General features: G+C 71.0%; 19 protein-coding genes and 1 tRNA gene. 8 read left to right on the forward strand and 12 right to left on the reverse strand.

The genetic code is table 11. The features are described from left to right. Window positions 1–9: 9 nt before the first annotated feature. Together ABD161_RS07795 and coaBC are read right to left on the reverse strand one after the other, a co-directional pair. Window positions 10–873, reverse strand: a complete 864-nt coding sequence (locus ABD161_RS07795; RefSeq protein WP_135114843.1) for an aldo/keto reductase — start codon at window positions 871–873, stop codon at window positions 10–12. Between the two features lie 63 nt (window positions 874–936). After that, a complete protein-coding gene (gene coaBC / locus ABD161_RS07800) occupies window positions 937–2,160 on the reverse strand; it encodes a bifunctional phosphopantothenoylcysteine decarboxylase/phosphopantothenate--cysteine ligase CoaBC (RefSeq protein WP_344001273.1) in 1,224 nt (407 codons plus the stop codon). 74 nt (window positions 2,161–2,234) lie between these two features. Here coaBC and ABD161_RS07805 point away from each other — a divergent pair, with 74 nt between their 5' ends. The 4 genes from ABD161_RS07805 to ABD161_RS07820 all read left to right on the forward strand — a co-directional run bounded on the left by ABD161_RS07805 (window position 2,235) and on the right by ABD161_RS07820 (window position 8,752). Beyond that, window positions 2,235–2,942: an NRDE family protein gene (locus ABD161_RS07805; RefSeq protein ID WP_344001275.1), complete on the forward strand. Its 708-nt coding sequence runs from the start codon at window positions 2,235–2,237 to the stop codon at window positions 2,940–2,942. 136 nt (window positions 2,943–3,078) lie between these two features. Then, window positions 3,079–7,203 (forward strand): metallophosphoesterase, encoded by a 4,125-nt coding sequence (locus ABD161_RS07810; protein ID WP_344001277.1) that lies wholly within the window; start codon window positions 3,079–3,081, stop codon window positions 7,201–7,203. A 105-nt stretch (window positions 7,204–7,308) separates the two neighbouring features. Further along, a complete protein-coding gene (locus ABD161_RS07815) occupies window positions 7,309–7,872 on the forward strand; it encodes a DnaJ family domain-containing protein (RefSeq protein WP_344001279.1) in 564 nt (187 codons plus the stop codon). A gap of 151 nt (window positions 7,873–8,023) precedes the next feature. Beyond that, window positions 8,024–8,752 (forward strand): GntR family transcriptional regulator, encoded by a 729-nt coding sequence (locus ABD161_RS07820; RefSeq protein WP_344001281.1) that lies wholly within the window; start codon window positions 8,024–8,026, stop codon window positions 8,750–8,752. A 154-nt stretch (window positions 8,753–8,906) separates the two neighbouring features. Here the strand turns inward: ABD161_RS07820 and ABD161_RS07825 are convergent, their stop codons facing one another. Continuing rightward, window positions 8,907–9,740 carry a hypothetical protein gene (locus tag ABD161_RS07825; RefSeq protein ID WP_344001283.1) on the reverse strand — a complete coding sequence of 278 codons (834 nt, stop codon included), beginning with the start codon at window positions 9,738–9,740 and terminating at the stop codon, window positions 8,907–8,909. 108 nt (window positions 9,741–9,848) lie between these two features. Between ABD161_RS07825 and ABD161_RS07830 the strand changes: the two genes are divergently transcribed. Both ABD161_RS07830 and ABD161_RS07835 read left to right on the forward strand, forming a co-directional pair. Beyond that, window positions 9,849–10,052 (forward strand): hypothetical protein, encoded by a 204-nt coding sequence (locus ABD161_RS07830; RefSeq protein WP_344001285.1) that lies wholly within the window; start codon window positions 9,849–9,851, stop codon window positions 10,050–10,052. Window positions 10,053–10,107: 55 nt separating this feature from the next. Next, a complete protein-coding gene (locus ABD161_RS07835; protein ID WP_344001287.1) occupies window positions 10,108–10,587 on the forward strand; it encodes a cytochrome C5 in 480 nt (159 codons plus the stop codon). Window positions 10,588–10,884: 297 nt separating this feature from the next. Here the strand turns inward: ABD161_RS07835 and ABD161_RS07840 are convergent, their stop codons facing one another. Then, a complete protein-coding gene (locus ABD161_RS07840) occupies window positions 10,885–12,675 on the reverse strand; it encodes a DUF2207 domain-containing protein (RefSeq protein ID WP_344001289.1) in 1,791 nt (596 codons plus the stop codon). A gap of 63 nt (window positions 12,676–12,738) precedes the next feature. Here ABD161_RS07840 and ABD161_RS07845 point away from each other — a divergent pair, with 63 nt between their 5' ends. Further along, a complete protein-coding gene (locus tag ABD161_RS07845; protein WP_344001291.1) occupies window positions 12,739–13,179 on the forward strand; it encodes a MarR family winged helix-turn-helix transcriptional regulator in 441 nt (146 codons plus the stop codon). Window positions 13,180–13,221: 42 nt separating this feature from the next. Here ABD161_RS07845 and ABD161_RS07850 read toward each other — a convergent pair whose 3' ends face one another. Further along, window positions 13,222–13,743, reverse strand: a complete 522-nt coding sequence (locus ABD161_RS07850) for a CGNR zinc finger domain-containing protein (RefSeq protein ID WP_344001293.1) — start codon at window positions 13,741–13,743, stop codon at window positions 13,222–13,224. A gap of 26 nt (window positions 13,744–13,769) precedes the next feature. Between ABD161_RS07850 and ABD161_RS07855 the strand changes: the two genes are divergently transcribed. After that, window positions 13,770–13,964 (forward strand): hypothetical protein, encoded by a 195-nt coding sequence (locus ABD161_RS07855; RefSeq protein WP_344001295.1) that lies wholly within the window; start codon window positions 13,770–13,772, stop codon window positions 13,962–13,964. Between the two features lie 106 nt (window positions 13,965–14,070). Here ABD161_RS07855 and ABD161_RS07860 read toward each other — a convergent pair. The 7 genes from ABD161_RS07860 to ABD161_RS07890 all read right to left on the reverse strand — a co-directional run bounded on the left by ABD161_RS07860 (window position 14,071) and on the right by ABD161_RS07890 (window position 21,477). After that, window positions 14,071–14,143 (reverse strand) — tRNA-Arg (locus ABD161_RS07860). 214 nt (window positions 14,144–14,357) lie between these two features. After that, the gene (locus ABD161_RS07865) at window positions 14,358–15,728 is read right to left on the reverse strand and encodes an NtaA/DmoA family FMN-dependent monooxygenase (protein WP_344001297.1); all 1,371 of its coding nucleotides are present in this window, start codon (window positions 15,726–15,728) and stop codon (window positions 14,358–14,360) included. Between the two features lie 10 nt (window positions 15,729–15,738). Next, window positions 15,739–17,100: an NtaA/DmoA family FMN-dependent monooxygenase gene (locus ABD161_RS07870; RefSeq protein ID WP_344001299.1), complete on the reverse strand. Its 1,362-nt coding sequence runs from the start codon at window positions 17,098–17,100 to the stop codon at window positions 15,739–15,741. A gap of 111 nt (window positions 17,101–17,211) precedes the next feature. After that, window positions 17,212–17,841 (reverse strand): TetR/AcrR family transcriptional regulator, encoded by a 630-nt coding sequence (locus tag ABD161_RS07875; RefSeq protein ID WP_344001301.1) that lies wholly within the window; start codon window positions 17,839–17,841, stop codon window positions 17,212–17,214. 85 nt (window positions 17,842–17,926) lie between these two features. After that, complete coding sequence (locus ABD161_RS07880; protein ID WP_344001303.1) at window positions 17,927–19,342, reverse strand: NtaA/DmoA family FMN-dependent monooxygenase; 1,416 nt, start codon at window positions 19,340–19,342, stop codon at window positions 17,927–17,929. Next, window positions 19,327–20,346, reverse strand: coding sequence for an adenosine deaminase (gene add / locus ABD161_RS07885; protein WP_344001305.1), 1,020 nt, complete (start codon window positions 20,344–20,346; stop codon window positions 19,327–19,329). The genes ABD161_RS07880 and add overlap by 16 nt, the downstream gene beginning before the upstream one ends. 66 nt (window positions 20,347–20,412) lie before the next feature. Further along, window positions 20,413–21,477, reverse strand: coding sequence for an ABC transporter substrate-binding protein (locus tag ABD161_RS07890; protein ID WP_344001307.1), 1,065 nt, complete (start codon window positions 21,475–21,477; stop codon window positions 20,413–20,415). Window positions 21,478–21,519 lie beyond the last annotated feature (42 nt).

Genomic DNA, 21,519 nt, shown 5'->3' on the forward strand with positions numbered 1-21,519 from the left:
CCGCCGGTCCTAGAACTCCTCGTGTGTGAGCGGGTCGCCGTCCCACAGACGGCCGCGCTCGAGCGCCGAGATCGCCTCGACGTGGTCGTCGTCGAGCGTGAACCCGAAGACGTCCGCGTTCTCGCGCTGGCGATCCGGATCCGCCGACTTCGGGATCGGGGTCGAGCCGAGCTGAACGTGCCAGCGCAGCACGACCTGGGTCGGGCTCACCTGGTACGCCTCGGCAAGATCGCGGATCAGCGGCTCGGTCAGCAGCTCGCTGCGGCGGGCGAGCGGGCTCCAGCTCTCGGTGCGGATGCCGTGCTCGGCGTGGAAGGCCCGCAGCGCTCCTTGGGGGAAGTAGGGGTGAAGCTCCACCTGGTTCACGGCGGGCGTGACGCCGGTCTCGTCGATGAGGCGCTGAAGCATCTCCTCCGTGAAGTTCGACACGCCCACCGAGCGGACGAGGCCCTCGTCGCGCAGCGCGATCATCCCCTTGAACGTGTCGACGTACTTATCGACGCGGGGGTTCGGCCAGTGGATCAGCAGCAGGTCGATGCGCCCGAGACCCAGGGTCGCGTTCGACTCGCGTCCGCTGGCGATCGCCTCGTCGTAGCCGTGGTGGCGCCCGGGGATCTTGGTGGTGACGATGAGCTCGTCCCTGCCGATCGCGCCCTCGGCGGTGACGCGACGGACCGCCTCGCCGACCTCGCGCTCGTTTCCGTAGTTCACCGCGGTGTCGAGCACGCGGTAGCCGGAGCGGATTCCCGCCTCGATCGCGGCGATGCCGTCCTCGTCGGTGAGCTTGTAGGTGCCGAGACCGAGCTCGGCGAACGACGTGCCGTCGTTGAGGGTGATCGCGGGGATGTCGATGCGTGCGTCGGAGCCGGCCATGTGATCGAGCCTAATGCGACCCGCGCCGGGGCGCCCGGGGGCGACGCGGCCGGAAGGTTCGGCTCAGAGGCGAAGCTGCAGGATCGCGTCGAGCAGCGCGTCGGCGACCTCGCGCTTGGATCCGGATGCCTCCGCGACGACGGCGTCATCCGGGCCGATGATCGAGACCGAATTGTCGGGACGCTCGAAGCCCGCCTCCCAGCCGACCTCGTTGACGACGAGCAGGTCGGCGCCCTTGCGGCGGCGCTTGCGGATGCCGCGCTCGATCACCGTCTCGTCCTCGGTCGGCATCTCGGCCGCGAACCCCACGATCGTCTGCCCGTCGCGGCGGGAGGCCGCGATCCCCTTGAGGATGTCGGCGTTCTCGACGAGCTCCAGCGAGGGGGCGCCGTCCTCCTTGGCGAGCTTGTGGTCGGCCACGTTCGCGACGCGGTAGTCGGCAACGGCCGCGGTCATGATCACGACGTCGGCGTCGCCCGCGAGCTCCGTCATCCGCTCCCCGAGCTCGGCCGCGGTGCCGGCGTGCGCGATCCGGATGCCGTCGGGCACGGTCGCGAGCACACCCTCCTCCACGTGTGCGGCGACGAGGGTGACGTCGGCGCCGCGGTGTGCCGCGGCGAGCGCGACCGCGATCCCCTGCCGGCCGCTCGAGCGGTTGCCGATGAAGCGCACCGGGTCGATCGGCTCGCGCGTGCCACCGGCGGAGACGACGAGGCGCAGCCCCGCGAGGTCGCGCACGCCTTCCAGCAGCCGCACGACCTCGGCGTGGATCGCGGCGGGCTCGCTCATCCTGCCCGGTCCGCTGTCGGTTCCGGTCAACTGGCCGCTGTCGGGCCCGATGAGGCGCACGCCGCGCGACTGCAGCGTGGCGATGTTCGCCTGCGTCGCCGGGTGCTGCCACATCTCGGTGTGCATAGCCGGGGCGATCAGCACGGGGGCCTTCGTCGCGAGCAGCGTCGTGCCGAGCAGGTCTCCCGCGAGGCCCGCGGCCATCTTGGCGATCGTGTTCGCCGTCGCGGGCGCGATGACCACGAGGTCGGCCGACTGCCCGAGCGCGACGTGCCGCACCTGGGCGACGTCGTCGTGCACGGAGGTCGTGACGGGGTGGCGGCTGATCGCCTCCCACGTCGGCGCCCCGACGAAGCGCAGCGCATCCGCCGTCGGCACAACGTGCACCTCGTGCCCGTCCCCCACCAGCAGCCGCACGAGCTGCACGGCCTTGTACGCGGCGATCCCGCCGGTCACCCCCACGACGATGCGGTGCGCTGAGCCTGCCGAAGTGTTCATGCGGCCAGTCTTCCAGCAGTGCCGCCGGCGAGGGCGCCGCTTGGGGCCCCGAGCGTGCGAGACAATAAAAAACAATGTGCACCGTGATCGTTCGCGTCCCCGTGTCCTCCGACGATCCGGTGCGCCTGCTGGCGGTGCGGGATGAGGATCCGCAGCGGCCGTGGAATCCGCTCGGCGAGTGGTGGCCCGATCGGCCGGGGCTCACCGGGGTGCAGGATCGGCTCGCCGGCGGTGCGTGGCTCGCGGCGCAGGGACCGCGGCTCGCCGTGCTGTTGAACCGGGCGGGGCACCCGGAGGGCGTGCGTCCGGAGGAGTTGGAGTCGCGCGGCGGGATCGTGCTCGCCTCGGTCGGCGGCGCATCGCCGTCGGGGACGCCACGGACCCTCGGCTTCAACCTCGTCGAGGTCGACGGGCGCGACGTCGCGGTGACGTCGTGGGACGGCGTCGAGCTGCGCCACCAGGTGCTGAGCCCCGGCACGCACATGCTCGCGCACGACGACGTCGACGACCTCGAGACTCCGCGCATCGCCGCGTGGCACCGCCGCTTCGAGGAGGCCGGCGCCGAGGGCGATGAGTGGTGGGAGCCCTGGCTGCGGGTGCTTGCAGAGAGCGCGGCCCTCGATCCCGCGGACGATCGCGCGATCATCCGCGACAATCACGCCCACGGCTACCCGACGGTGTCGCTGCTCGCGTGCGTCGCCGAGATCGGCCCGGAGTCGTCGGACGTGCGCTACGCGCAGCTCGAGCGCCCCGGCGAGTGGAACCCGCTCAGCTTCGGCTGACCCTGACTTACGGATGACGCCGGGGTCACCGGCGGTTCACGTGCCGTCCCCACTCCGACCCCGGTTCGTCGCCGCCCGCTCCGACCGCGTTCACCCGCCGACGCCACAGTGATCGAGGGCCGCGCCCGCTTCCGCGATGACGCGCCCGATCCCCGCCCCCGCAAGGAAGGACGGCGCGCGCATGCGGCCGATCACGCGACACTCCTCCGGCACTCCCCGTCCCGCCCGCGCGCGCACCGCCGCCGCGGTGACGGCCATCGCGGCGGCGCTCATCCTGCCGCTTGCCCTCGCGCCCGCCGCGAACGCCGCCCCCGTGGGCGCGCCCGCCGCGAAGCCCGACCCGTCTGCCGCTCCGGTCGCGGCGCCCACGCTCACCCCCGGCGACGGCGCCTGGCTCGAGGGAACGGTCGCCGTCGCCGCCGACGCGACGACCGCGGGGGATCCGGTCGCGAGCATCGCCCTCGACGGCGCTCCTCTCGCCGGAACGCCCACCGACGGCGTCTCGCACCTGACCTTCGACATCGGCAGCAACTCGGCGGCGGTGTCGTACGGAAACCGGATCACCGTGAACGGCCACGTGATCGAGCAGGACCGCACCTGGGTGTCGGAGCGGGTGGACATCCCCGTGCCGAACTCCTGGCTCGTCACGGGCGAGAACATCGTCGAGATCGACGCGGGCGCGACGGAGACGGCGTGCGGCGTGAACTACGACGACTTCGTGATCACCGACGTCGCCCTCGAACTGCTCGGCGAGACGGCGAACGGCGAGGACAACGAGTTCACCTTCACCTTCGGCGATGGCGACTGCGGCACACAGACGACCGACATCCTGCACGCCGAGCTGTCGTTCTTCGTGCTCGGCGATCCCCTCGCCTCGCGCGGCCTGACCGCCGAGCTCGACACCCGCGCGATCGCGAACGGCGAGCACGAGCTGACAGCCACGACCGCCGCGGGCGGCACCGTGACGCACACGGTCAAGGTCAACAACGCCCCCGCCGGCGCCCCGCGGATCACGCCCGAGGACGGCACGCTCACCCGCGCGACCCAGCTGATCGCCGCGTCGATCCCGTCGGGGACGCCCGGCGGCACGACCGCCCTCACGGTGGACGGCGCTCCCGCCCCCGCCGCGGCCACTCTCGGCGCCGGAGCGTCGACCCTCAGCTTCGACGTGGGCTCGAACTCGATCGAGCGCCGGTACGAGAACCACCTCATGGTCAACGGGCACCGGATCGACCTGCTCGGCGACTTCGCGAGCCAGCGCGTCGACGTGCCGGTGCCGAACCGCTACCTCATGCCCGGCGAGAACGTGATCGAGATCGTCGCGGGCGATATCTCGAGCAGCTGCGGCGCGAACCTCGACGACTTCACGATTTCGAACCTCGGGGTCGAGGTCGCGCTCGCGACAGGCGAGCCCGGCGTCGCCACCGGCACCGGCATCGCCCCGAACTACTCGATGGGAGACGGCTCCTGCGGCTCGTCGACCACCGCCCTGCCGCGCGTCGAGACGCGCTGGACGATCGACGCACCCGCCGTCACGACGCTGCCGACGCTCGGCTCGGGCGAGGCGGTGCTGGCGTTCGAGGTCGGCTCGAACTCGCTCGACCCGCAGTTCTCGAACCACATCCGGGTCAACGGCAACCGCCAGCCGATCGGCGAGACGTACGTGAACGGCCCGGCCGAGATCGTGTTCCCGAACGAGTGGCTGCTTCCCGGCTGGAACACGATCGAGATCGTCACGGGAACGACGCCCGGCGGCTGCAACCGCGACGACTTCACGATCTCGAACGTGTCGGTGGCTCCGGCCGAGGGCGCGGCTGAGGCACAGCGCCCGAAGGCGTCGTACGCCCTCGGCGACGGCTCGTGCGGCTCGAACATCAACCTGTTCCGCGAGGTCGACCTCCACTTCCTCGTCACGGGCACCAGCGCGCAGGGCCTGCGCGCCGAGCTCGACACCACCGCGCTCGCGGACGGCGCGCACACGATCGCGGCCACGTCCACGACGGGCGAGACCGCCACGCGCACGCTGAACACCGACAACACGGCACCCGAGATCGCGTCGAGCACCCCGGCGGACGGCACGACCATCACGGCGGCCGTGGCGCTCGACATCCAGCTCGAGGACAACTCCGGCATCGTCGGCACCCCCACCGTCACGCTCGACGGCGCTCCCATCGCGCTCGGCGATCCCATCGGCCCTGGTCTCAGCGCCGGTGAGCACACGATCGAGGTCTCCGCGGCCGACGGTCTCGGAAACACCGGCGCCCGCCAGGTCCGCTTCACGTCGGCGGGGATCCCCGACGTGCCCGCCGGCCTCACCCCGGCCGGCGGATCGGAGATCGCCGGCGGAACGGCGACCCTGCAGGCGACCGTGGCGGAGCCCGACGGCGGCGACGTGACGGCCGTGTTCACGCAGGCGGAGATCCTGACCCCCAACCAGGGCTGGCAGGGAAGCGCGACCGAGGTGCCCACCACGCTGAGCGTGCCCGGCGAGCAGGCAGTGGCGGACAAGAAGGCCCTCGCCCCCGGCGACGGCAGGACGCTCGACTCGCCCGCGAGCCGCGACGTCGCCTTCCAGCGGTTCGACGTGCAGGTCAAGGGCCACGTCTCGGAGCCCGTGCTGCGCTGGGAGGGCGTGATCGACCCGACCCGCGTCGCCTCCCTGCGCGCCTGGAACCTGCAGACCGAGACGTGGGACGTGCTCGCCAGCTCGCGCGGGGCGCTCGAGGGGAACACGCAGCTGTCGGCGATCGTCGACGAGCGCTACATCGACGGCCAGCAGGTGCGCGCGATGATCACCGGCGAGGATCCGTTCGCCGACGAGATCGATCCCGGAGCCGAGGGCTTCGCCGATCCGGCCTCGTACGACTTCTCGATCGCGCACTTCACCGACACGCAGTACCTCTCCGAGGGTGCGGTGGAGCAGGAGACCGAGGCCGAGCGCGCCATCTGGAAGAAGGCGTACGGCGACGTCACGCGCTGGATCGCGGACAACGCCGAGGAGCGCCGAATCAAGTACGTCGCGCACACGGGCGACATCACCGAGAACAACATCCGCGTGCCGCGCACCGAGGCCGAGCTGCAGCAGGTGATCGGCGAGTTCGAGGTGTCGTCCGAGAACCAGAAGACCCTGGATGACGCCGGCGTGACCAACCAGGTCATCGCCGGAAACCACGACAACCGCTCCGGCACCGAGACCGGGCCCGAGGCGCTGTACAACCAGTACTACGGACCCGACCGCTACGAGGCCCTCGACGACGGCTGGATCGACGCCGACTACGGCGGGCCGTGGCGGGAGGGCGACAACCAGAACAACTACACGCTGTTCTCTGCCGGCGGGATCGACTTCGTCTCGGTCGGCCTGTCGTACGGCGTGACGAAGGAGGAGGCCGCCTGGGCCGACTCGATCTTCGCCCGCTATCCCGAGCGCAACGGCATCCTGCTCTCGCACGACTACCTCGCGGCGAGCACGCAGGAGGACGGCCGGAACGCCTGGTTCGCCTCGCCCGACGGGCCGATGCTCTACAAGACGATCGTCGAGGACAACCCCAACGTCTTCCTGATCCTCGCCGGGCACGTCCACGGCGTCGGCACGAACGTCAAGCCGCAGGTGGGCGAGGTCGGGCACGGCGTCGTCGAGCTGCTCGCCGACTACCAGAACTACACGGTGTCGGCCGAGGAGCTCGGGCTGACGGAGGCCGGCGGCTACGCGCCGACCGACCAGCTGCGGTTCGGCGCGAGCTACCTGCGCCTGCTGCAGTTCGACGTCGACCGGGGCGAGATGATGATCGACACGTACTCGCCGCTGCTCGACGACTTCGGCGCCGACGAGCACGATCCGGCGCAGCGGTACGCGCCGAGCTCCGACAACCTCGTGCTGCCCGTCGACATCACGTCGCGCACCACGAGCTTCCGCACCGACGCCGTCGCGCTGTACAACCCGGTCGCGGTGATCGGCGAGGACACGGTCGCCTCGGGCGAGGTCGCCTCGACCACGTGGTCGCGCCTGCAGCAGGGGAAGACCTACGCGTGGTTCGTGACGGCGCGCTCGGCGGCGGGCGGCGAGGCCGCGTCGCAGCCAAGCGTGTTCACCACCGCGAAGAAGGCCCAGGCGCCGACCGCGACGCCCACGCCGACCCCGACCGCGACGCCGGCACCCACGCCGACCGCATCGCCCACTCCCACGCCCACCGTGACGCCCACGCCCACCGGGACACCGACGGTGACCCCGACGCCGACGCCGAGCGCGGCTCCCGTGCGGTGACACCGCGCTGAGGCACGCGCCGCCCCGGTCAGTGACGGCCGGGGCGGCGCTGTTTCGCGCGAGCGGGCATAGCCTTGAAGGACCGAGTTCTTCCGGGAGGTGCCGATGAGCGATCCCCGGCATGAGGCCGCCCGCTACCGGATCGCGCGCGACAACGGACCGGATGCCGCCGAGGACGAGCAGCAGAGCGGCACGTGGTCGACGCCCGAGGAGCGCGCCGCGGTCGTCGAGCAGGCGATCCAGCACGCCATCCGCCGCGGCGAGTTCGAGAACCTGCCCGGCGCGGGAAAGCCGCTCGCCGGGCTCGGCGAGAGCCACGATCCCGACTGGTGGATCCGCCGCAAGATCGAGACCGAGAACCTGCGCGGGCTCGGACCGCCCGCCCTGGCGCTGCGGGTCGAGAGCGCGGAGCTCGAGGAGCGCCTCGACCGCCTGACCCGCGAGCAGGATCTGCGCGACGCGCTCGAGGACTTCAACGCCCGCGTCCGGCACGCGCGGCTGCAGCTGCTCGGCGGGCCGCCGGTCGTCACGCCGACGCGCGACGTCGAGGCCGAGCTCGCCGCGTGGGCGGAGCGCCGCGAGCAGCGCCGCGAGGCGGCGCGGCAGGCCGCCGAGCTCGAGGTCGCCGAGCGGCCACCGCGGCGGTTCTGGCGCCGCCGCGCGCGCTGACCGCGGGCAGCGGCGCGCGCGGCGTCCCGTTCCCCGCCGCGAAACGCGGTTCGGATATACTCGCCGTGCCCTCCCCCGGGTGGAATCCGTTCGCCGCAATGCTCGTCGCCGAGCTGCCGCCGCGACCGGACTTGTCTACGTGGGGTGAGAGATGCCGGTTCTTCCGGAGTCAGATGCGCAGGATGAGCTCGAGCGAGCAGCCGTTCCGAGCGGCGCTCGAGGCGGTCATCTCACGCAGGCGCTGGACGCGTCCCGCGACACGGCGCCCGCCCGTCTGTCCGATGCCGTCTTCGAGCGCGTGAGGGACGCGATCCTCGATGGGACGCTCGCGCCGGGATCCATGATCCGGGACGGCGAACTGGCGAAACGGCTCGAGGTGTCGCGCATGCCCGTGCGCGAGGCGCTGCAGCGGCTCGCCCGCATCGGCGTGATCGAGGTCTCCGCCAGCCGGTACACCCGCGTCTCCCGCGTGACGCCGCGGCTCGCTCGGGAGACGCTCGAGTTGGCCGGCGGGCTTGCGACGTCGATCGTGGCGCTCGCGATGCCGTTGCTGACCCCGGGCGATCGCCGCGAGCTCACCCGGATCATCCGGGGCGCGACCAAGGCGGTCATCTCCGGCGGCCCGGCCGTCGTCGCGACGCGGCCGCTCTACCGGGAGTTCGCTCGCCTCACCAGCAACGGCTTCATGATCGCGATGCTCGCCGACATCGAGATCGCCATCCAGCGGAACCTCGCGCACCTCGCCGAGGACGACGAGCATCGCCGGGACGTGCGGGAGACGCTGGACGAGCTTCGCGATGCGCTGGAGCGCGGTGACGCGGCGTCCGCGGTCGCCGCGGTCGCCCGCCAGCACCGGCTCCACGACCGCCTGGTCGGCTGATCCGCCCGCCCGGTGAATCCGCTCCCCCGGCGGATCCGTGCGCGAGGAGAAACAACTTATCTTTCTTGGCCTGGCTCCAAGAATTCGTCCAGGATGGTTCGGAGCCTGCTCTGCGGGCTCGACACCGTCCTCGCCTGATCGCGGCTCGCTCCGCTCAGCGCGAGGGGGACCGGAGGGGGGCCCTGCGGCCCCGGGAGTCCGCGTCATCGGCGCCAGACCTCGGGGCCGCCGGTGTTTCCGGGTCCCGGCCCTCCGTCGCCTCCGGCGACTCGTCGGACGTCGCCGGCACATCGCGCGTCATGAACCCGGCGGCGAGGGCCCGCACCGCGAGGCCGAACAGGCTCCAGCGGCCGGTCGGCGCCTCGTCGTCCTCCGCGATGTCGAGCGGGGGATGCTCGATCCCCTCGAGCGCGTGGATCGCGAAGCCCTCCCCCAGCGCCGCCATCGCCTCGGTGAAGTCGCGGACCGTGTACGGCGTCTTCATCCGGTAGCCGTAGGCCTTCATCAGCCGCTCGTAGAAGCGACTGAAGCCCTCGACCGACTCCTCATGCCGCTCGCGACTCGCCGCGCGCAGCTCGGGGGTCGTGGCCCCGGAGGCCCGCAGCGCGAGCGCCAGCAGGAACGCCTCGGTGTCGCGACTGCCGCGGCCCTCGCCGCGCCGCTCCGAGTCGAGCGCGTGCGTCTCCGAGGCGGCCCGGATGATCGTGTCCACGTCGGCGCCGTCCTCCATCAGCTGCTCGACCGCCGCGGTGGCGTTCTCGATCGGATCGGCGAACCGCAGCCGCAGCATCGCGAGCGCGAGATCGTGCTGGTACTCGGTCTGGTCGGCCCACAGCCGGTACGCGGCGCCCGTGGTGAGCCCCGCGCGGCGCAGCACCTCCTGCAGGCGGATGTGCTCCACACCGATTGCCGCTCCCCGTTCGAACAGCATGTCGAGACCGATCGACAGCAGCAGCTGCCGGGTCTCCTCACCTGTGCGACGTCTCACCCGACCATCATGCCCGGGGTCGGCGAGCCGGGGCAGGCATCCGGAACACGAGGCGGGCACCGTCGCAACCCCCTCCCCGGGGACCCTCGGATGTCGGACCCTGGGGACATGAGCAATCGTGACGACGCAAAGAAGCCCCTCGATCACCTGCCGCCCGAGGACGAGCGCGAGGAGGGGATCGAGACGGAGCAGCCCGCCTATCCCGGTGCCGAGAGGCCGAGCGGCGGTTCCCCCGTCTCGCCCGACACCGCCGCCGAGCCGGATGAGCCGGGCCGCCACGGGCTGGCGAAACCGCCCCAGCAGGGAGCCTGATCTGCTCTCCGCAGGGGCCCTAGGACTTCGGCGCTCCAGCGGGCAGAATGTCCGCGTGACCGACGCTCTCCTGGAAACCCTTCTCGCCCGGATCTCCGACAGCGGATTGGTCGACGATCCCGTGATCGAGGACGACATGGTGCACGGCCGGGCCCGTCTCGTGGGTCCGGATGCCGTCGTCACCGTGACCATCGATCCGGAGCTCGAGGACGTGCCCGATCCGGATCCCGAACCGCTCGCCGCCGCCACGACGCAGCTGCTCGAGATCAGCGCCACGCGCTGGACGGCGCTGATCGAGGAGATCGCGGCCGAGATCGAGGATGCCGTCGTCGAGGACGACGAGGAGGAGCTCGTCGAGGACGTCGACCTGCGCGACGACCTCGAGATCGTCTCGGTCGTCGTGTTCGCGGACGCGTCGCTGCTGTCCTTCCGGGCCGAGAAGCAGTTCCCCACCGCCCGCGTTCTTGTGCAGCTCGGCGAGGACCTCGAGCTCGACAACGTCGAGGTCGTCGACGGCGAGGACCTGGACGAGTAGCGGGCGACGAGGCCCCCTGGCGGCCCGCCGGATTTCTGTCACGAAAAAGTAACGGCGAGCCCTTGTGCGTCGTTATCGCACCGTTATAGAGTCATTCCACCGGCGATTGTTTGCTGTGGCGGTCGCCGGGACATGTGATTGCAGGACACTCTTGGTGCAAGGGACAGGGGGCCTGTCGGATGCCTCTCCGACAGGCCCCTCACCATGTCCGGACGCGCGCGATCCGGTGCGAAGCGTCCGTTCTGCGCGGGAGTAACGGCCGATCGGCACCGAAGCCCGCGCGAGCGGCTGCCGGCGTCACACGCCGCCGCCTCCGCCTCCCCCACCGCCGCCTCCCGCTGAGCCGCCGCCGGTCGATCCGCCCGACGAGCTCGAGACGCTCGCGGTCGACATCGAGCTGACACCGGCGGCGAACGACGCGGCGCTGAAGGGTGCGGAGCCCGCGTACCAGCCGGGCGAATCGCCGGGGTACATGACGGCGAGGCGCTCGGCCCACTTCTTCTCCTGGCCGAACACCACGGCGAACGGCAGCAGCCGCTCGTAGAGCACGAGCATCTGCCGCGGATCGTCGACGTCGACGGGCCGGCGCTCGGCACCCTGGGGCGACTGCAGCATCCGGATCCTGTCCTCCTCGGCCCAGTCGATGAACTGCTTGAGGCCAAGCAGGTGGTCGCGGATCACCGCGCCCTCGCTCGTGAGCGGGCTGCGTCCGAGGATGATCAGGATCGCGAAGATCGTGAGGAACCCGAAGACAAGCAGCACGATCGGCACCATCGGCGTGACGTAGGAGACCAGCGCGACGATCCCGCCGCCGAGCATCAGCACCACGGCGGCGATGGCGATGATGAGCGGCCACCTGCCGAGCTTGTAGCTGCGCGACATGCCCCGGCGAAGGGCGTTGTTCCGAGCGCCCGCCCAGCTGATCAGGCTCTGCGCGGCCTTGGAGAAGCGCGCGCTGGTGGTGCCGAACTCGAACGTCGAGCCCGACGCGAGCTCCTCGCCGAACAGGCCCTCGAGGATGATCCGGCCGTTGTCGTCGGCGCGCGTCGGATCGACGAGCTCGGCGGTGAACTTCGACGTGCCGAGGATTCCCTTCGACTCGACGATCCGCAGCGAACCCGAGACCGCCTGCTCGAGCACCTCGGCGGCGATGATCTTCCCCGACCGCCCGAGGATCGCCGCGGCCGTCGCGGCATCCACTCCCGCCGGCGGGGTGAACTCCGCCACGACGACCGGGCGACCCGGTTCGTCCTGCAGCCGCCGGCGCCGCACGGCGACGGCCCAGCCGATCGCGATCGCCCCGAGCACACCGCCGCCGATCTGGGCGAGCGCCGCGGGAGAGGACGCGACCGACGCGTCGAACGGGGTGAATGTTCCCGGCTCGAAGCCGATCGCGAAGGTCACCGGCTGGTACGGCCGCACCTCGCGGTACTGCGCCTCGAAGCGGACCGACCCGTCCGGCTGCGGGGCCGGCTCGAGCACCTCCGAGTCGGTGGACCCCACATCTCCCGCATACGAGCGGGCGTCTCCCGTCAGCGCGGCGGCGAGGTCGGCGTCGACCGTGACGCCCGCCTCGACCTCCCCGAACGGCTGCGCCCACTCCTCCCCGAGCAGATCCCAGTTGAACTCGTCGAGGCCGTTGTCCTTCGGCCCCGCGACGTACTCGAGCGTGTAGGTGAAGACGAAGGTCTCGCGACCGTGGACGAACTCCCCCTCGGGAACGGCCGACGTGACGACGAGATCGCCGTCGTCGCTCTCGGTCTCGACGGGACGCGGATCGCCCGCCTCATCCGTCACCGAGACGAGCGTCGGATGAAGCGGCGTCCACTCGTCATCCTGCGGGATCCGCCGCTGCATTCCGCGGTTCTGGTCCCACTCGGGGAACACCGCCACGAACGTCTCGGTGATGCGCGCGACACCCGCACCCTCCTCGTTCTGCGACAGCTCGACCTCCACCGACAGGCTGTCGAACACGAAGTCGTCGACGTCGGCCCGCGCGGGCAACGCCGCCGAGAGGATCAGGATGATCGCCGCCAGCACCGCGAGCCCCGTCTGAGCGATCCGGTCGCGTGCGTGTGTCCACCCCATGCGCTCCACGCTATGGGGTCGCGGGGTCGGGCGGAGGCGGCGGTGCGCCGATACGCTTGAGTCATGGTCGATCGGAGGCTCGCTGTGGAGGCGTGGGAGAGCCTGTTCCGCGCCCAGCACGAGATCTTCGCGGAGATCTCCTCCGACTTCACCGGCACGGGCCTCACGCAGTCGGAGTACGACGTGCTGCTGACCGTCACACGCGCCGAGGGCATGTCCGCACGCCTGCGCGACGTCACGACGAACATGCTGATCAGCCAGCCGAGCGTATCGCGCCTCGTCGATCGGATGGTCACGCGCGGCCTCGTGACGAAGTGCTCAGACCCGGCGGATGGCCGCGGCGCGATGGTCACAGCGACCGAGAACGGCGCGCAGGCGTTCCGCCAGGTGGCGGTCAACCACGGCCGCTCGATCGCGGAGCGGATGTCGGTGCTCAGCGAGGACGAGCTGCGCCAACTCCGCCAGCTCACGCAGAAGCTGCGCGGCGAACGTCCCGGCGAGTGACGTTGCGTTCGCCCTGAGCGAACAGGCACCTTTGCCCGAAGGCTACGAGTGCGCCCGCGCACGGTGCCGCTGAACGGCGGAGCGGTTGGCGCAGCGCGTGGAGCAGTAGCGCCGCCTTCCGTTGCGCGTCACATCCACGACCACCCGGTCGCAGCCGGACGCCTCGCAGCGGGCGAGACGGTGCATCCCGCGCGTGACGAGATGCAGGGCCGTGCCGACCGTGACCACCGCGCGGATGACGTGCGCGAGCCCCTGGTAGTCGTCGCGGTAGTGGAGGTGCCAGCCCTCGCCGTCGTGGTTCGTCATCCGCGGGTAGGCGGTCGCCTCCGCCATCTGCGCGTTGAGCAGCGTCGCGCGACGATCCGGATCCGTCTCGTCCACGACCTCGAGCCACTTGTCGATGAGCGCGCGCACCTGCGCGTGGTCGTCCGGCGTCTCGAGGAACGCGCCGGTCATCCCGCCCTCGCGGATGCGCGCGACGACTCCCGCGCGGTCGGCCGGCCAGTCGTTCGCGAGCGACGCGGCCATCAGCACCGCATACTCGCCGTAAGGGTTGAGGTGCATAAGGCCATTACATCATCGTGGAGAACGTGACAGAACCCCGCACGTCGCCCCTGCCGCTCCTCGCCCCGACCGCGCACGAGCACGGCTGGCTCGTCGAGTCGTCGCACAGCACGCTCGACGGCACAGTGCTCTACGTCCGCTGCGCCGCCTGCGGAACGCGCCGCGTTGACCTCGCGGCGCGGCCACAGACGCCGCCGGCCGCGCTCAGCCGTGAGGTCTGAGGAGGCGCTGGAGCCAGAGCGGCTGCCGGGAAACAAGAAACGGCCTGCCGAAGCAAGCCGTTTCCCACACTGTCTCAACACAGTCCTGGCGGTTCTGTCGAACCTGTGCGCCCGAAGGGACTCGAACCCCTAACCTTCTGATCCGTAGTCAGATGCTCTATCCATTGAGCTACGGGCGCTCATTCCGTTGCCTTGGCAACCCGTCTACTGTACATCATCGCCCGGGGTCCTCGCGAATCGAGGCGGGTCCGACGCGCCTCCGGGCGCGTCGCGCAGGACACGGCGTCGGCGGTGTCCTCGGCGACCGAGTGTGGCGCCCCCACGCGACCTTCCGGGCGCGCGGAGAGCGGGCCGCTTCGCGAGCCGTTCTCGCCCTCCGCAGCCGTGTCCCCGCTATACCGGCACCCTCGCCGCCGAGCGTCGGAAAGCCGCCCCCGGATGGGTGTCAGGGAGGCGCCGGCGGCCCTCGCCGAACAGGTGCTCACGCAGGGTCGCACCGGGAAGCTCGTCCTTCAGCAGGCCGCGACGGCGCAGCTCGGGCATGACACGGCCGAAGAACAGGTCGTGGCCCCCGTCGGGGTCGGGCTGCACAAGGAAGCCGTCAGCATCGGTGGCGGCGATCATCGCCTCAGCCTGGTCGGCGATCTCCCCGGGCGTGCCGAGGAACGGCTTGCCCATCACACCGTTGGCGCGGAACTCCTCGAGCACCTCCCGCACGGTCGGGGCATCCGGGCCGAGGAAGCGCTCGATGTTGGTGCGGCCGTTGTCGCCCTGCGCCGCGCTCGCCGGGATCGGCCGGTCGAGGTCGAGCGAGAGCAGGTCGATGCCTGTGAAGTAGGCGTACAGCGTCGCCGCGTGCTCGAGGCTGATCTGCTCGATGGCGGCGCGGTGCGCGGCCTCAGCCTCGTCGCGGCTGTCCGCGACGCGGAACGTGCCGGCGATCAGGCACTTGATGTCGTCCGCGGCGCGCCCGTAGCCCACCGCTCGCGCGCGGATGTCAGCGATCTGCGCCGCGAGAGTGGGAGCCTCGGCGGCCAGGAACACCGCCTCGGCGTAGCGGGCGGCGAGGTCACGCCCCGCGGTCGACGCCCCGGCCTGGAACAGCGTCGGCGTCACCTGCGGGCTCGGCGGCGTGACCAGCACACCTCGCGTGGAGAAGAACGGCCCGTCGTGCACGATCTCGTGCACTTTGGACGGATCCGCCCAGATTCCGGCGGCTCCGTCGCGGATGAGCGCGCCGTCCTCCCAGCAGCCCTCCCAGAACTTCAGGGAGAGCTCGACATGGTCGGCGGCCTTGGCGTAGCGGTCGTCGTGCGGCATGAGCGGCTCGCCGAACAGAAGCGCCGACGCAGCCTGTGCGGATCCGGTCACGATGTTCCAACCCACGCGACCGTTGGAGAAGTGGTCGAGCGTTCGGTACTGCCGCGTGATGACCGGCGGCGCTTCGACCTGAGTCGACACGGTCGTGACGATCCCGAGCCGCTCGGTCGCCGACGCGAGCGCCGACACGAGCATCTGCGCGTCCACGGTGGAGAACTGCACGTTGCGCTCGATCGCGGTGGGGATGATCGCGTCGCCGAGCGTCGGGTAGCCGTACGAGTCAGCGAGGAACAGGAAGTCGGCGCCGGCCGCCTCACACCGCCGCGCCAAGTCGATCCAGTAACCGAGGTCAGTGAAGTTCGGGTCGTCCTGCCTGCCCGGCATCTTCCACGAGTCGCGCACGCGGCCCGTCTGGAACATCCCGATGGCGATCTTCTTCGTCATATCGACCCCCTCAGACCAGCGCCGTGGCGGCGGAGCGGTACGCGGCGCCCGGGTGCTCCGGGGCGAGGTGCGGCGATGGCGCCCCGAGCCGCTCGCGCAGCGTCATCGGCTCGCTCTGCGGCGACACGAGGCCCCGAGCGACGAGCTCGGGCATCACGAGGTCCAGGAAGCTGTCGAACGTGCCCGTGTGATCGGGCTGCACCAGGAAGCCATCGGCGTCCGTCTCGGCGATCACGCGCGCGGCCTCGTCGACCACGTGCGCGACGTCGCCCACGTACGGCGTGCCCATCACGCTGTTGCGCTGGAACTCCTCGAGGATCTCCCGCACGGTCGGGGCGTTCGGGCCGAGGAAGCGCTCGACGTTCGTGCGTCCGGTCTGCGTCAGCCCGGCGGACGGGTCGAGCGGCTTGTCCGGGTCCATGCGGGACAGATCGAGTCCCGTGAAGAACGCATAGGAGGCTGCCGCGTCGTCGAGCGTCTTGGTCGCAACCTGGCGGGCACGCAGCTCCTGCGCCGCGGCGTCGGTCTCGGCGACCACGAACGTGCCCGCGATCAGGCATCGGATGGATCGCGGGTCGCGCCCGTGCGCAGCGGCACGGCGCCGGATGTCGGCGATCTGCTCCTTCAACGCCGGCACCTCCGCCGCGAGGAACACCGCTTCCGCATATCGGGCGGCAAGATCGCGCCCCGGTGCCGAGGCGCCCGCCTGGAACAGCACAGGAGTGCGCTGCGGGCCCGGTGGCACGGTCAGCACGCCCTTGGCGTCGAAGTGCGGCCCGTGATGCTCGATCTCGCGCACCTTGGCGGGATCTGCATAGACGCCCGCCTCGCGATCCTGCACGAGGCCGCCCTCGTCCCAGCAGCCCTCCCACAGCTTGAGCGACAGGTCGACGTGGTCGGCCGCGATCTCGTACCGCTTGTCGTGCTCGGTCATGGGCACGCCGAACAGTCGGGCCGAGGCGTTCTGCCCCGCGCCCGTGACGATGTTCCAGCCGATGCGGCCCTTCGTCATGTGGTCGAGTGTCGCCATCTTGCGGGCGACCATCGGCGGCTTCTCCACGGTCGTCGACAGCGTCGTGACGAGCCCGAGCCGCTCGGTCACGGCAGCGAGCGCCGGCAGCACCGCGGTCGGGTCGCCCTTGGGGAACTGGATGCCGCCGCGCAGCGCGGTGGCCGGGATCGCGTCGTCGACCACGGGGTATCCGTAGTCATCGGCGAAGAACAGGAAGTCGACCCCCGCCTCCTCGCAGCGTCGTGCCATCGTGAGCCAGTGGTCCAGGTCGAGGAAGTCCGTCGCGGTGTTCTCGGGCAGCTTCCACGAGCCCATCAACCCGATGCACTGGAACAAGCCGATCTTCCAGGGTGACGCCATGAGGACCTCCGCATGTAAGTGAACTGATCGGTTCACACGCTACGGTCGTCGTGTTTCGGCGCCGTCACCGGCAGGAGAAATCTCGTTTCGTCGCGCGCGCAGCGCGGCTGGTCACCCCTCGGAGGACGTGAGCACGGAACGCAGGCTCGCGCGGTAGGCATCGCGCAGGAGCGCCGGATCGCCGTCGGCGAGGAGGGCGATCTGCAATCCACGCCACGTCGCCACGATCTGCGTGGCCACGACCAGAGCCTCCCGCGCGCCGTAGCCCTCGTCGCGCAGGATGTCGGCAAGGTCCTCGGCCCAGTAGTGCGTCGACCGGTCGACGTATGCATGCCACTGCTCGCGATCGCGCATTGCGACCCCGAACCGCTGGAAGTAGAGCGCGATGTACGGGCGGTTCTCGTCGGCCGCGAGGTCTGCCCACGCGCCGTCCAGGCGTTCGAACAGGTCGCCGGGCTCGGCGAGCCGCGCGAACATCGTGCCGAGGCGCGGGAAGCGCTCGAACGCCGCGAGCGACGCCTCGTGCAGCAGCTTCTCCTTCGACCCGAAGTAGTACAGCAGCATCCGGTTGTTCGAGCCGATGCCCCGCGCGATCGCGCTCAGGCTCAGGTCGATCACGCCGTCGCGCAGGATCAGGTCCGTCACCAGCCCCAGCAGCCGCTCTCGTTCGGGGGATGACGCCGCCCGGTCGGCGTCGAACTCCCGCTGGTGACGAGTGCGCGGCATCGTCGTCTCGCTCATCCCGGTCCTCCCTCGGCCCTGGTCCATTGTGCCCCGGGTGGCGGGCGCCGGCCCGCGACGCGCGCCCGCGGACGCGACGCTCGGGTCAGGCCGTCACGACCGACCGGCCGAGCACCGGGTGCGCGGCGCCGAGCCGATGCGCCCCGGGCCGCTCGGTGAGCCGCGCGCGCAGCGAGGCGCCGGGCTCGCCGTCGCGCAGCCGGCCGCGGGCGCGCAGGATGGGCATCACGAGCTCGCCGAAGTCGCGCAGGTCGCCGGGGGCGAAGACCGGCTCGATCAGGAAGCCGTCCAGGTCGGTCGCCGCCGCGAGCTGCTCGATGCGGTCGGCGACCTCGACGGGGTCGCCCACCACGCGGAAGCCGCGTGTGCCGCGGCCCCGCAGCTGGTCGAGGATCTCGCGCACGGTCGGCGCGTCGTCGCCCAGGAACCGTTCGATGTTGCTGGTGCCCATCTGCCCGATCGGGCCGCCCGCACCGAGCACCTGGTGCAGCGTCAGGTCAGGATCGAGGGCGAGCAGGTCGATGCCGGTGTTGCCGGCGTACAGCGAGGCCACGATCTCGTCCGACTGCATCGCGTCGAACTCCGCGGCGAGCGCATGCGCGCCCTCCGAGGTCTCGGCCACGAAGACCGTCATGCCCGCCATCAGGCGCAGCAGCTCGGGGTCGCGCCCGCGCTCGGCGGCGAGCCGCCGGATGTCGGCGACCGCGGCCGCCGTGCGCTCGGGCGTCGTCGCCTGCACGAAGACGCACTCGGCATGCCCGGCGGCGAACGCCCTCCCCTTGGGCGACGTGCCGGCCTGGAACAGCACTGGTGTGCGCTGCGGCGAGGGCGGCGTGCTGAAGTAGCCGCGCGAGCGATAATGCTCACCGTCGAACACGACGCGATGCACGCCGTCGGGGCGCGCGAACTCGCCCGTCGCGCGATCGGCCAGCAGCGCGTCGTCATCCCATGCGTCCTCCCACAGCCGCGACGCGAGCTCGACGTACTCTGCGGCCATGTCGTAACGGGTGTCGTGCGGCACCATGCCCTCGTGCCCGAACACGTCCGCGACCGCGTTCTGCGACGCACCCGTGACGATGTTCCATCCGATCCGCCCGTCCGTGAGGTGGTCGAGAGTCGCGAACCGTCGCGCGAGCTGCGCCGGATGATCCAGTCCGGTCGACTGCGTCACGACGAATCCGAGGGTCGTGGTGTGCTGCGCCAGGATCGGGATCAGGTAGTCAGGGTCCGCGCCGCCGAAGTTGATGCCCTTCTCGACGGAGACGCGCGAGATGTCCTCGCCGATCATCGGATAGCCGTATCCGCCCGCGAAGAACAGGAAGTCGAACCCGGCGTCCTCGACGATCTTGGCCGTCCGGATCCAATGCGCGGGGTCGAGGTAGCCGATGCTCTCGCTGCGCGGGTGGGGCCAGCTGTAGGTGCCGCCGACCTGCGCGCCCATCACCTCGAAGACACCGAAATGCAGCGTCGTCGAATGCCCGGCCGTCACGCCGCCAGCCATGCGTCGATCCGCGCCTTCGCGTCAGCCTTGACCTCATCCGGCGCGAGTGTGGTCTCGATGGACGTCCATGCGCACGCCGCGAGCTGCTCGTCGGTCAGGCCGAGCGTGGCACGGCACGCCTCGTACTCGGCCCGGATATTCGGGCCGAACAGGATGGGGTCGTCCGCGTTGATCGAGCACCGGACGCCCGCTGCGAGCAGACGCGGAAGGGGGTGCTCCTCGAGGCTGCCGACCACGTCGAGCAGCACGTTGGACGTCGGGCACACGTCGAGCGGGATGCCGCGCTCCGCCAGCTCGGCGACCAGGGTCGTGTCCTCGATGGCGCGAACGCCATGCAGCACCCGGTCGGCGCCGAGGTCGTCGATCGCCTCGCGCACCGACTCGGGGCCCACGAGCTCGCCGGCGTGGGGCGTCGACTGCAGACCCGCGGCCCTGGCGATCGCGAACGCCTCGGCGAAGTCCCGGCACGGGAAGCCGCGCTCGTCGTTGGCGAGGCCGAGCGACACGACGCCGCGGCCGGCGAACCCTGCGGCCGCTGTGGCGACCGCGATGGCCTGCTCGGCGCTCGCGGTGCGGTCGACCGTGGGCATCAGGCCGTACGCGACGCCGTGGCGCCGGGACGCCACCTCCGCGAACTCCACCAGCTTCTCGAGCGCGGCGTCGATCGATCCGTACACCTCGGCGTAGAACGTGGGGCTGACGCCGAGCTCCGCGTACGCGACCCCATCAGCCGCCTGGTCCTCGAAGATCTCGTCGATCAGGCGTTGGAGGTTCTCAGGTTCGCGCAGCACCGTGAGCAGGGCCCGGTAGCAGAGCCCGAACTCGGTGAAGCCGACGAAGCCGCTGGTCTGGGGTATCTCGAGCGCAAGCGCCTCGCACATCGCGATCAGCGTGCCCGGCCGCATGCCGGCCTCGAGGTGCAGGTGCAGGTGCCCCTTGGGCAGTGCCTTCAGGTCTCGCGCGCCCTCCGAGGCGCCGGCGAACTCGGTCTCGACGATTGTCATGTCGCTCTTCTCTCGTTTCGCGTGCGGGAGCGGGGCCGGGCTGGTCGCGCCCGGCCCCGCGGTGGGTCACTCCTCGAGGCCGGCGAGCGCCGCCTCCAGGTACGACATGTCGATGTACTCCTCGGGCGCGGGCACGTCGCCGTAGCCGGCGGCCTCGAGGCCCGGATACATCACCTCGGTCATGAGGTCGGCGTCCATCCAGAAGAGCGGGTCGCCGTACGAGCCCACCACGAGCTCCTGCTGCAGCTCGTTCTCGCGCGTCTGCTGCGTGAGGTCGAGACCCAGATCGGCCCCGTATTCGTTCACCGCGAGCTCGGCGCCGACCGCGAAGTCCTCGCCGTTCTCCTGCCAGCCGCGGATCGATGCGCGCAGGAACCCCTCCATCGCGTCGCCGTTCTCCTCGACGTAGGCCGAGTCGCCGTAGATCACGTTGCCGTACAGCGGCATGCCGAGGTCGGAGTACATGGTCACGACGTAGTCATCGCTCGCCATGTCGTACTGCTCCTCGAGCATGATCGGCTGGTTGGTCGAGTACGCCGTGTACGCGACGCCCTGTTCCTCCACGAGCGGGGCGATGTCGAAGCCCACCGGGATGAACTCGTAGTCGGGCTCCAGCCCGGCCAGGCGGAAGATCGCGTCGTAGTTGATCTGCGTGCCCTCCTGGCCGAGGACGGTCTGGCCGACGAGATCCTCGGCCGACTCGACCGGATCGCTGGCCAGCGAGACCAGTGCGCCGGGACTCTCCTGGAACAGAGCGCCGATCGCGGTCCAGTCGTTGCCATCGGCGAAGGACTGGAGCCACGACTGCGTGCCGGGCACGATGCCGAGGTCTGCGTCGCCGGCGGCGACCGTCGCCATGGTCGTCGGGGAGTTCGGGCCGCCGCCGATCCATTCGATGTCGAGCCCCTCCTCCTCGTAGTAGCCGTTGGCGTCGGCGATCCAGAATCCCGCCCACTCGACATTGGTGATCCAGCCAAGGGAGACGCGGATGGTGGTGAGCTCGTCGCCGTCGGCGCCCGAGGCAGGCTCGCCTGCGGCGCCGGCGCAGCCGGACAGGGCGAGCGCGGAAGTGAGGGCGAGACCGGTGACGGCCGCGAGGCGTGCGCGGCAGCGGATGGTGAAGCGGGACATGGGACTCCTTCGGGGTGCGGAGGATGGTGCTTCGGGTGGGGT

It is taken from the genome of Microbacterium paludicola (assembly GCF_039529675.1).
Classification (GTDB): Bacteria; Actinomycetota; Actinomycetes; order Actinomycetales; family Microbacteriaceae; genus Microbacterium; species Microbacterium paludicola.

Excerpts from the sequence above, each read along its gene's own strand:
- ABD161_RS07865 (WP_344001297.1), bottom strand. The coding sequence starts at position 15,728 with ATGACGAAGAAGATCGCCATCGGGATGTTCCAGACGGGCCGCGTGCGC.
- ABD161_RS07820 (WP_344001281.1), top strand. The coding sequence starts at position 8,024 with ATGCCGGTTCTTCCGGAGTCAGATGCGCAGGATGAGCTCGAGCGAGCA.
- ABD161_RS07810 (WP_344001277.1), top strand. The coding sequence starts at position 3,079 with ATGACGCGCCCGATCCCCGCCCCCGCAAGGAAGGACGGCGCGCGCATG.
- add (WP_344001305.1), bottom strand. The coding sequence starts at position 20,346 with ATGACAATCGTCGAGACCGAGTTCGCCGGCGCCTCGGAGGGCGCGCGA.
- ABD161_RS07880 (WP_344001303.1), bottom strand. The coding sequence starts at position 19,342 with ATGGCTGGCGGCGTGACGGCCGGGCATTCGACGACGCTGCATTTCGGT.
- ABD161_RS07850 (WP_344001293.1), bottom strand. The coding sequence starts at position 13,743 with ATGCACCTCAACCCTTACGGCGAGTATGCGGTGCTGATGGCCGCGTCG.
- ABD161_RS07815 (WP_344001279.1), top strand. The coding sequence starts at position 7,309 with ATGAGCGATCCCCGGCATGAGGCCGCCCGCTACCGGATCGCGCGCGAC.
- ABD161_RS07840 (WP_344001289.1), bottom strand. The coding sequence starts at position 12,675 with ATGGGGTGGACACACGCACGCGACCGGATCGCTCAGACGGGGCTCGCG.
- ABD161_RS07875 (WP_344001301.1), bottom strand. The coding sequence starts at position 17,841 with ATGAGCGAGACGACGATGCCGCGCACTCGTCACCAGCGGGAGTTCGAC.
- ABD161_RS07795 (WP_135114843.1), bottom strand. The coding sequence starts at position 873 with ATGGCCGGCTCCGACGCACGCATCGACATCCCCGCGATCACCCTCAAC.
- ABD161_RS07805 (WP_344001275.1), top strand. The coding sequence starts at position 2,235 with ATGTGCACCGTGATCGTTCGCGTCCCCGTGTCCTCCGACGATCCGGTG.
- ABD161_RS07830 (WP_344001285.1), top strand. The coding sequence starts at position 9,849 with ATGAGCAATCGTGACGACGCAAAGAAGCCCCTCGATCACCTGCCGCCC.
- ABD161_RS07845 (WP_344001291.1), top strand. The coding sequence starts at position 12,739 with ATGGTCGATCGGAGGCTCGCTGTGGAGGCGTGGGAGAGCCTGTTCCGC.
- ABD161_RS07890 (WP_344001307.1), bottom strand. The coding sequence starts at position 21,477 with ATGTCCCGCTTCACCATCCGCTGCCGCGCACGCCTCGCGGCCGTCACC.
- ABD161_RS07870 (WP_344001299.1), bottom strand. The coding sequence starts at position 17,100 with ATGGCGTCACCCTGGAAGATCGGCTTGTTCCAGTGCATCGGGTTGATG.
- coaBC (WP_344001273.1), bottom strand. The coding sequence starts at position 2,160 with ATGAACACTTCGGCAGGCTCAGCGCACCGCATCGTCGTGGGGGTGACC.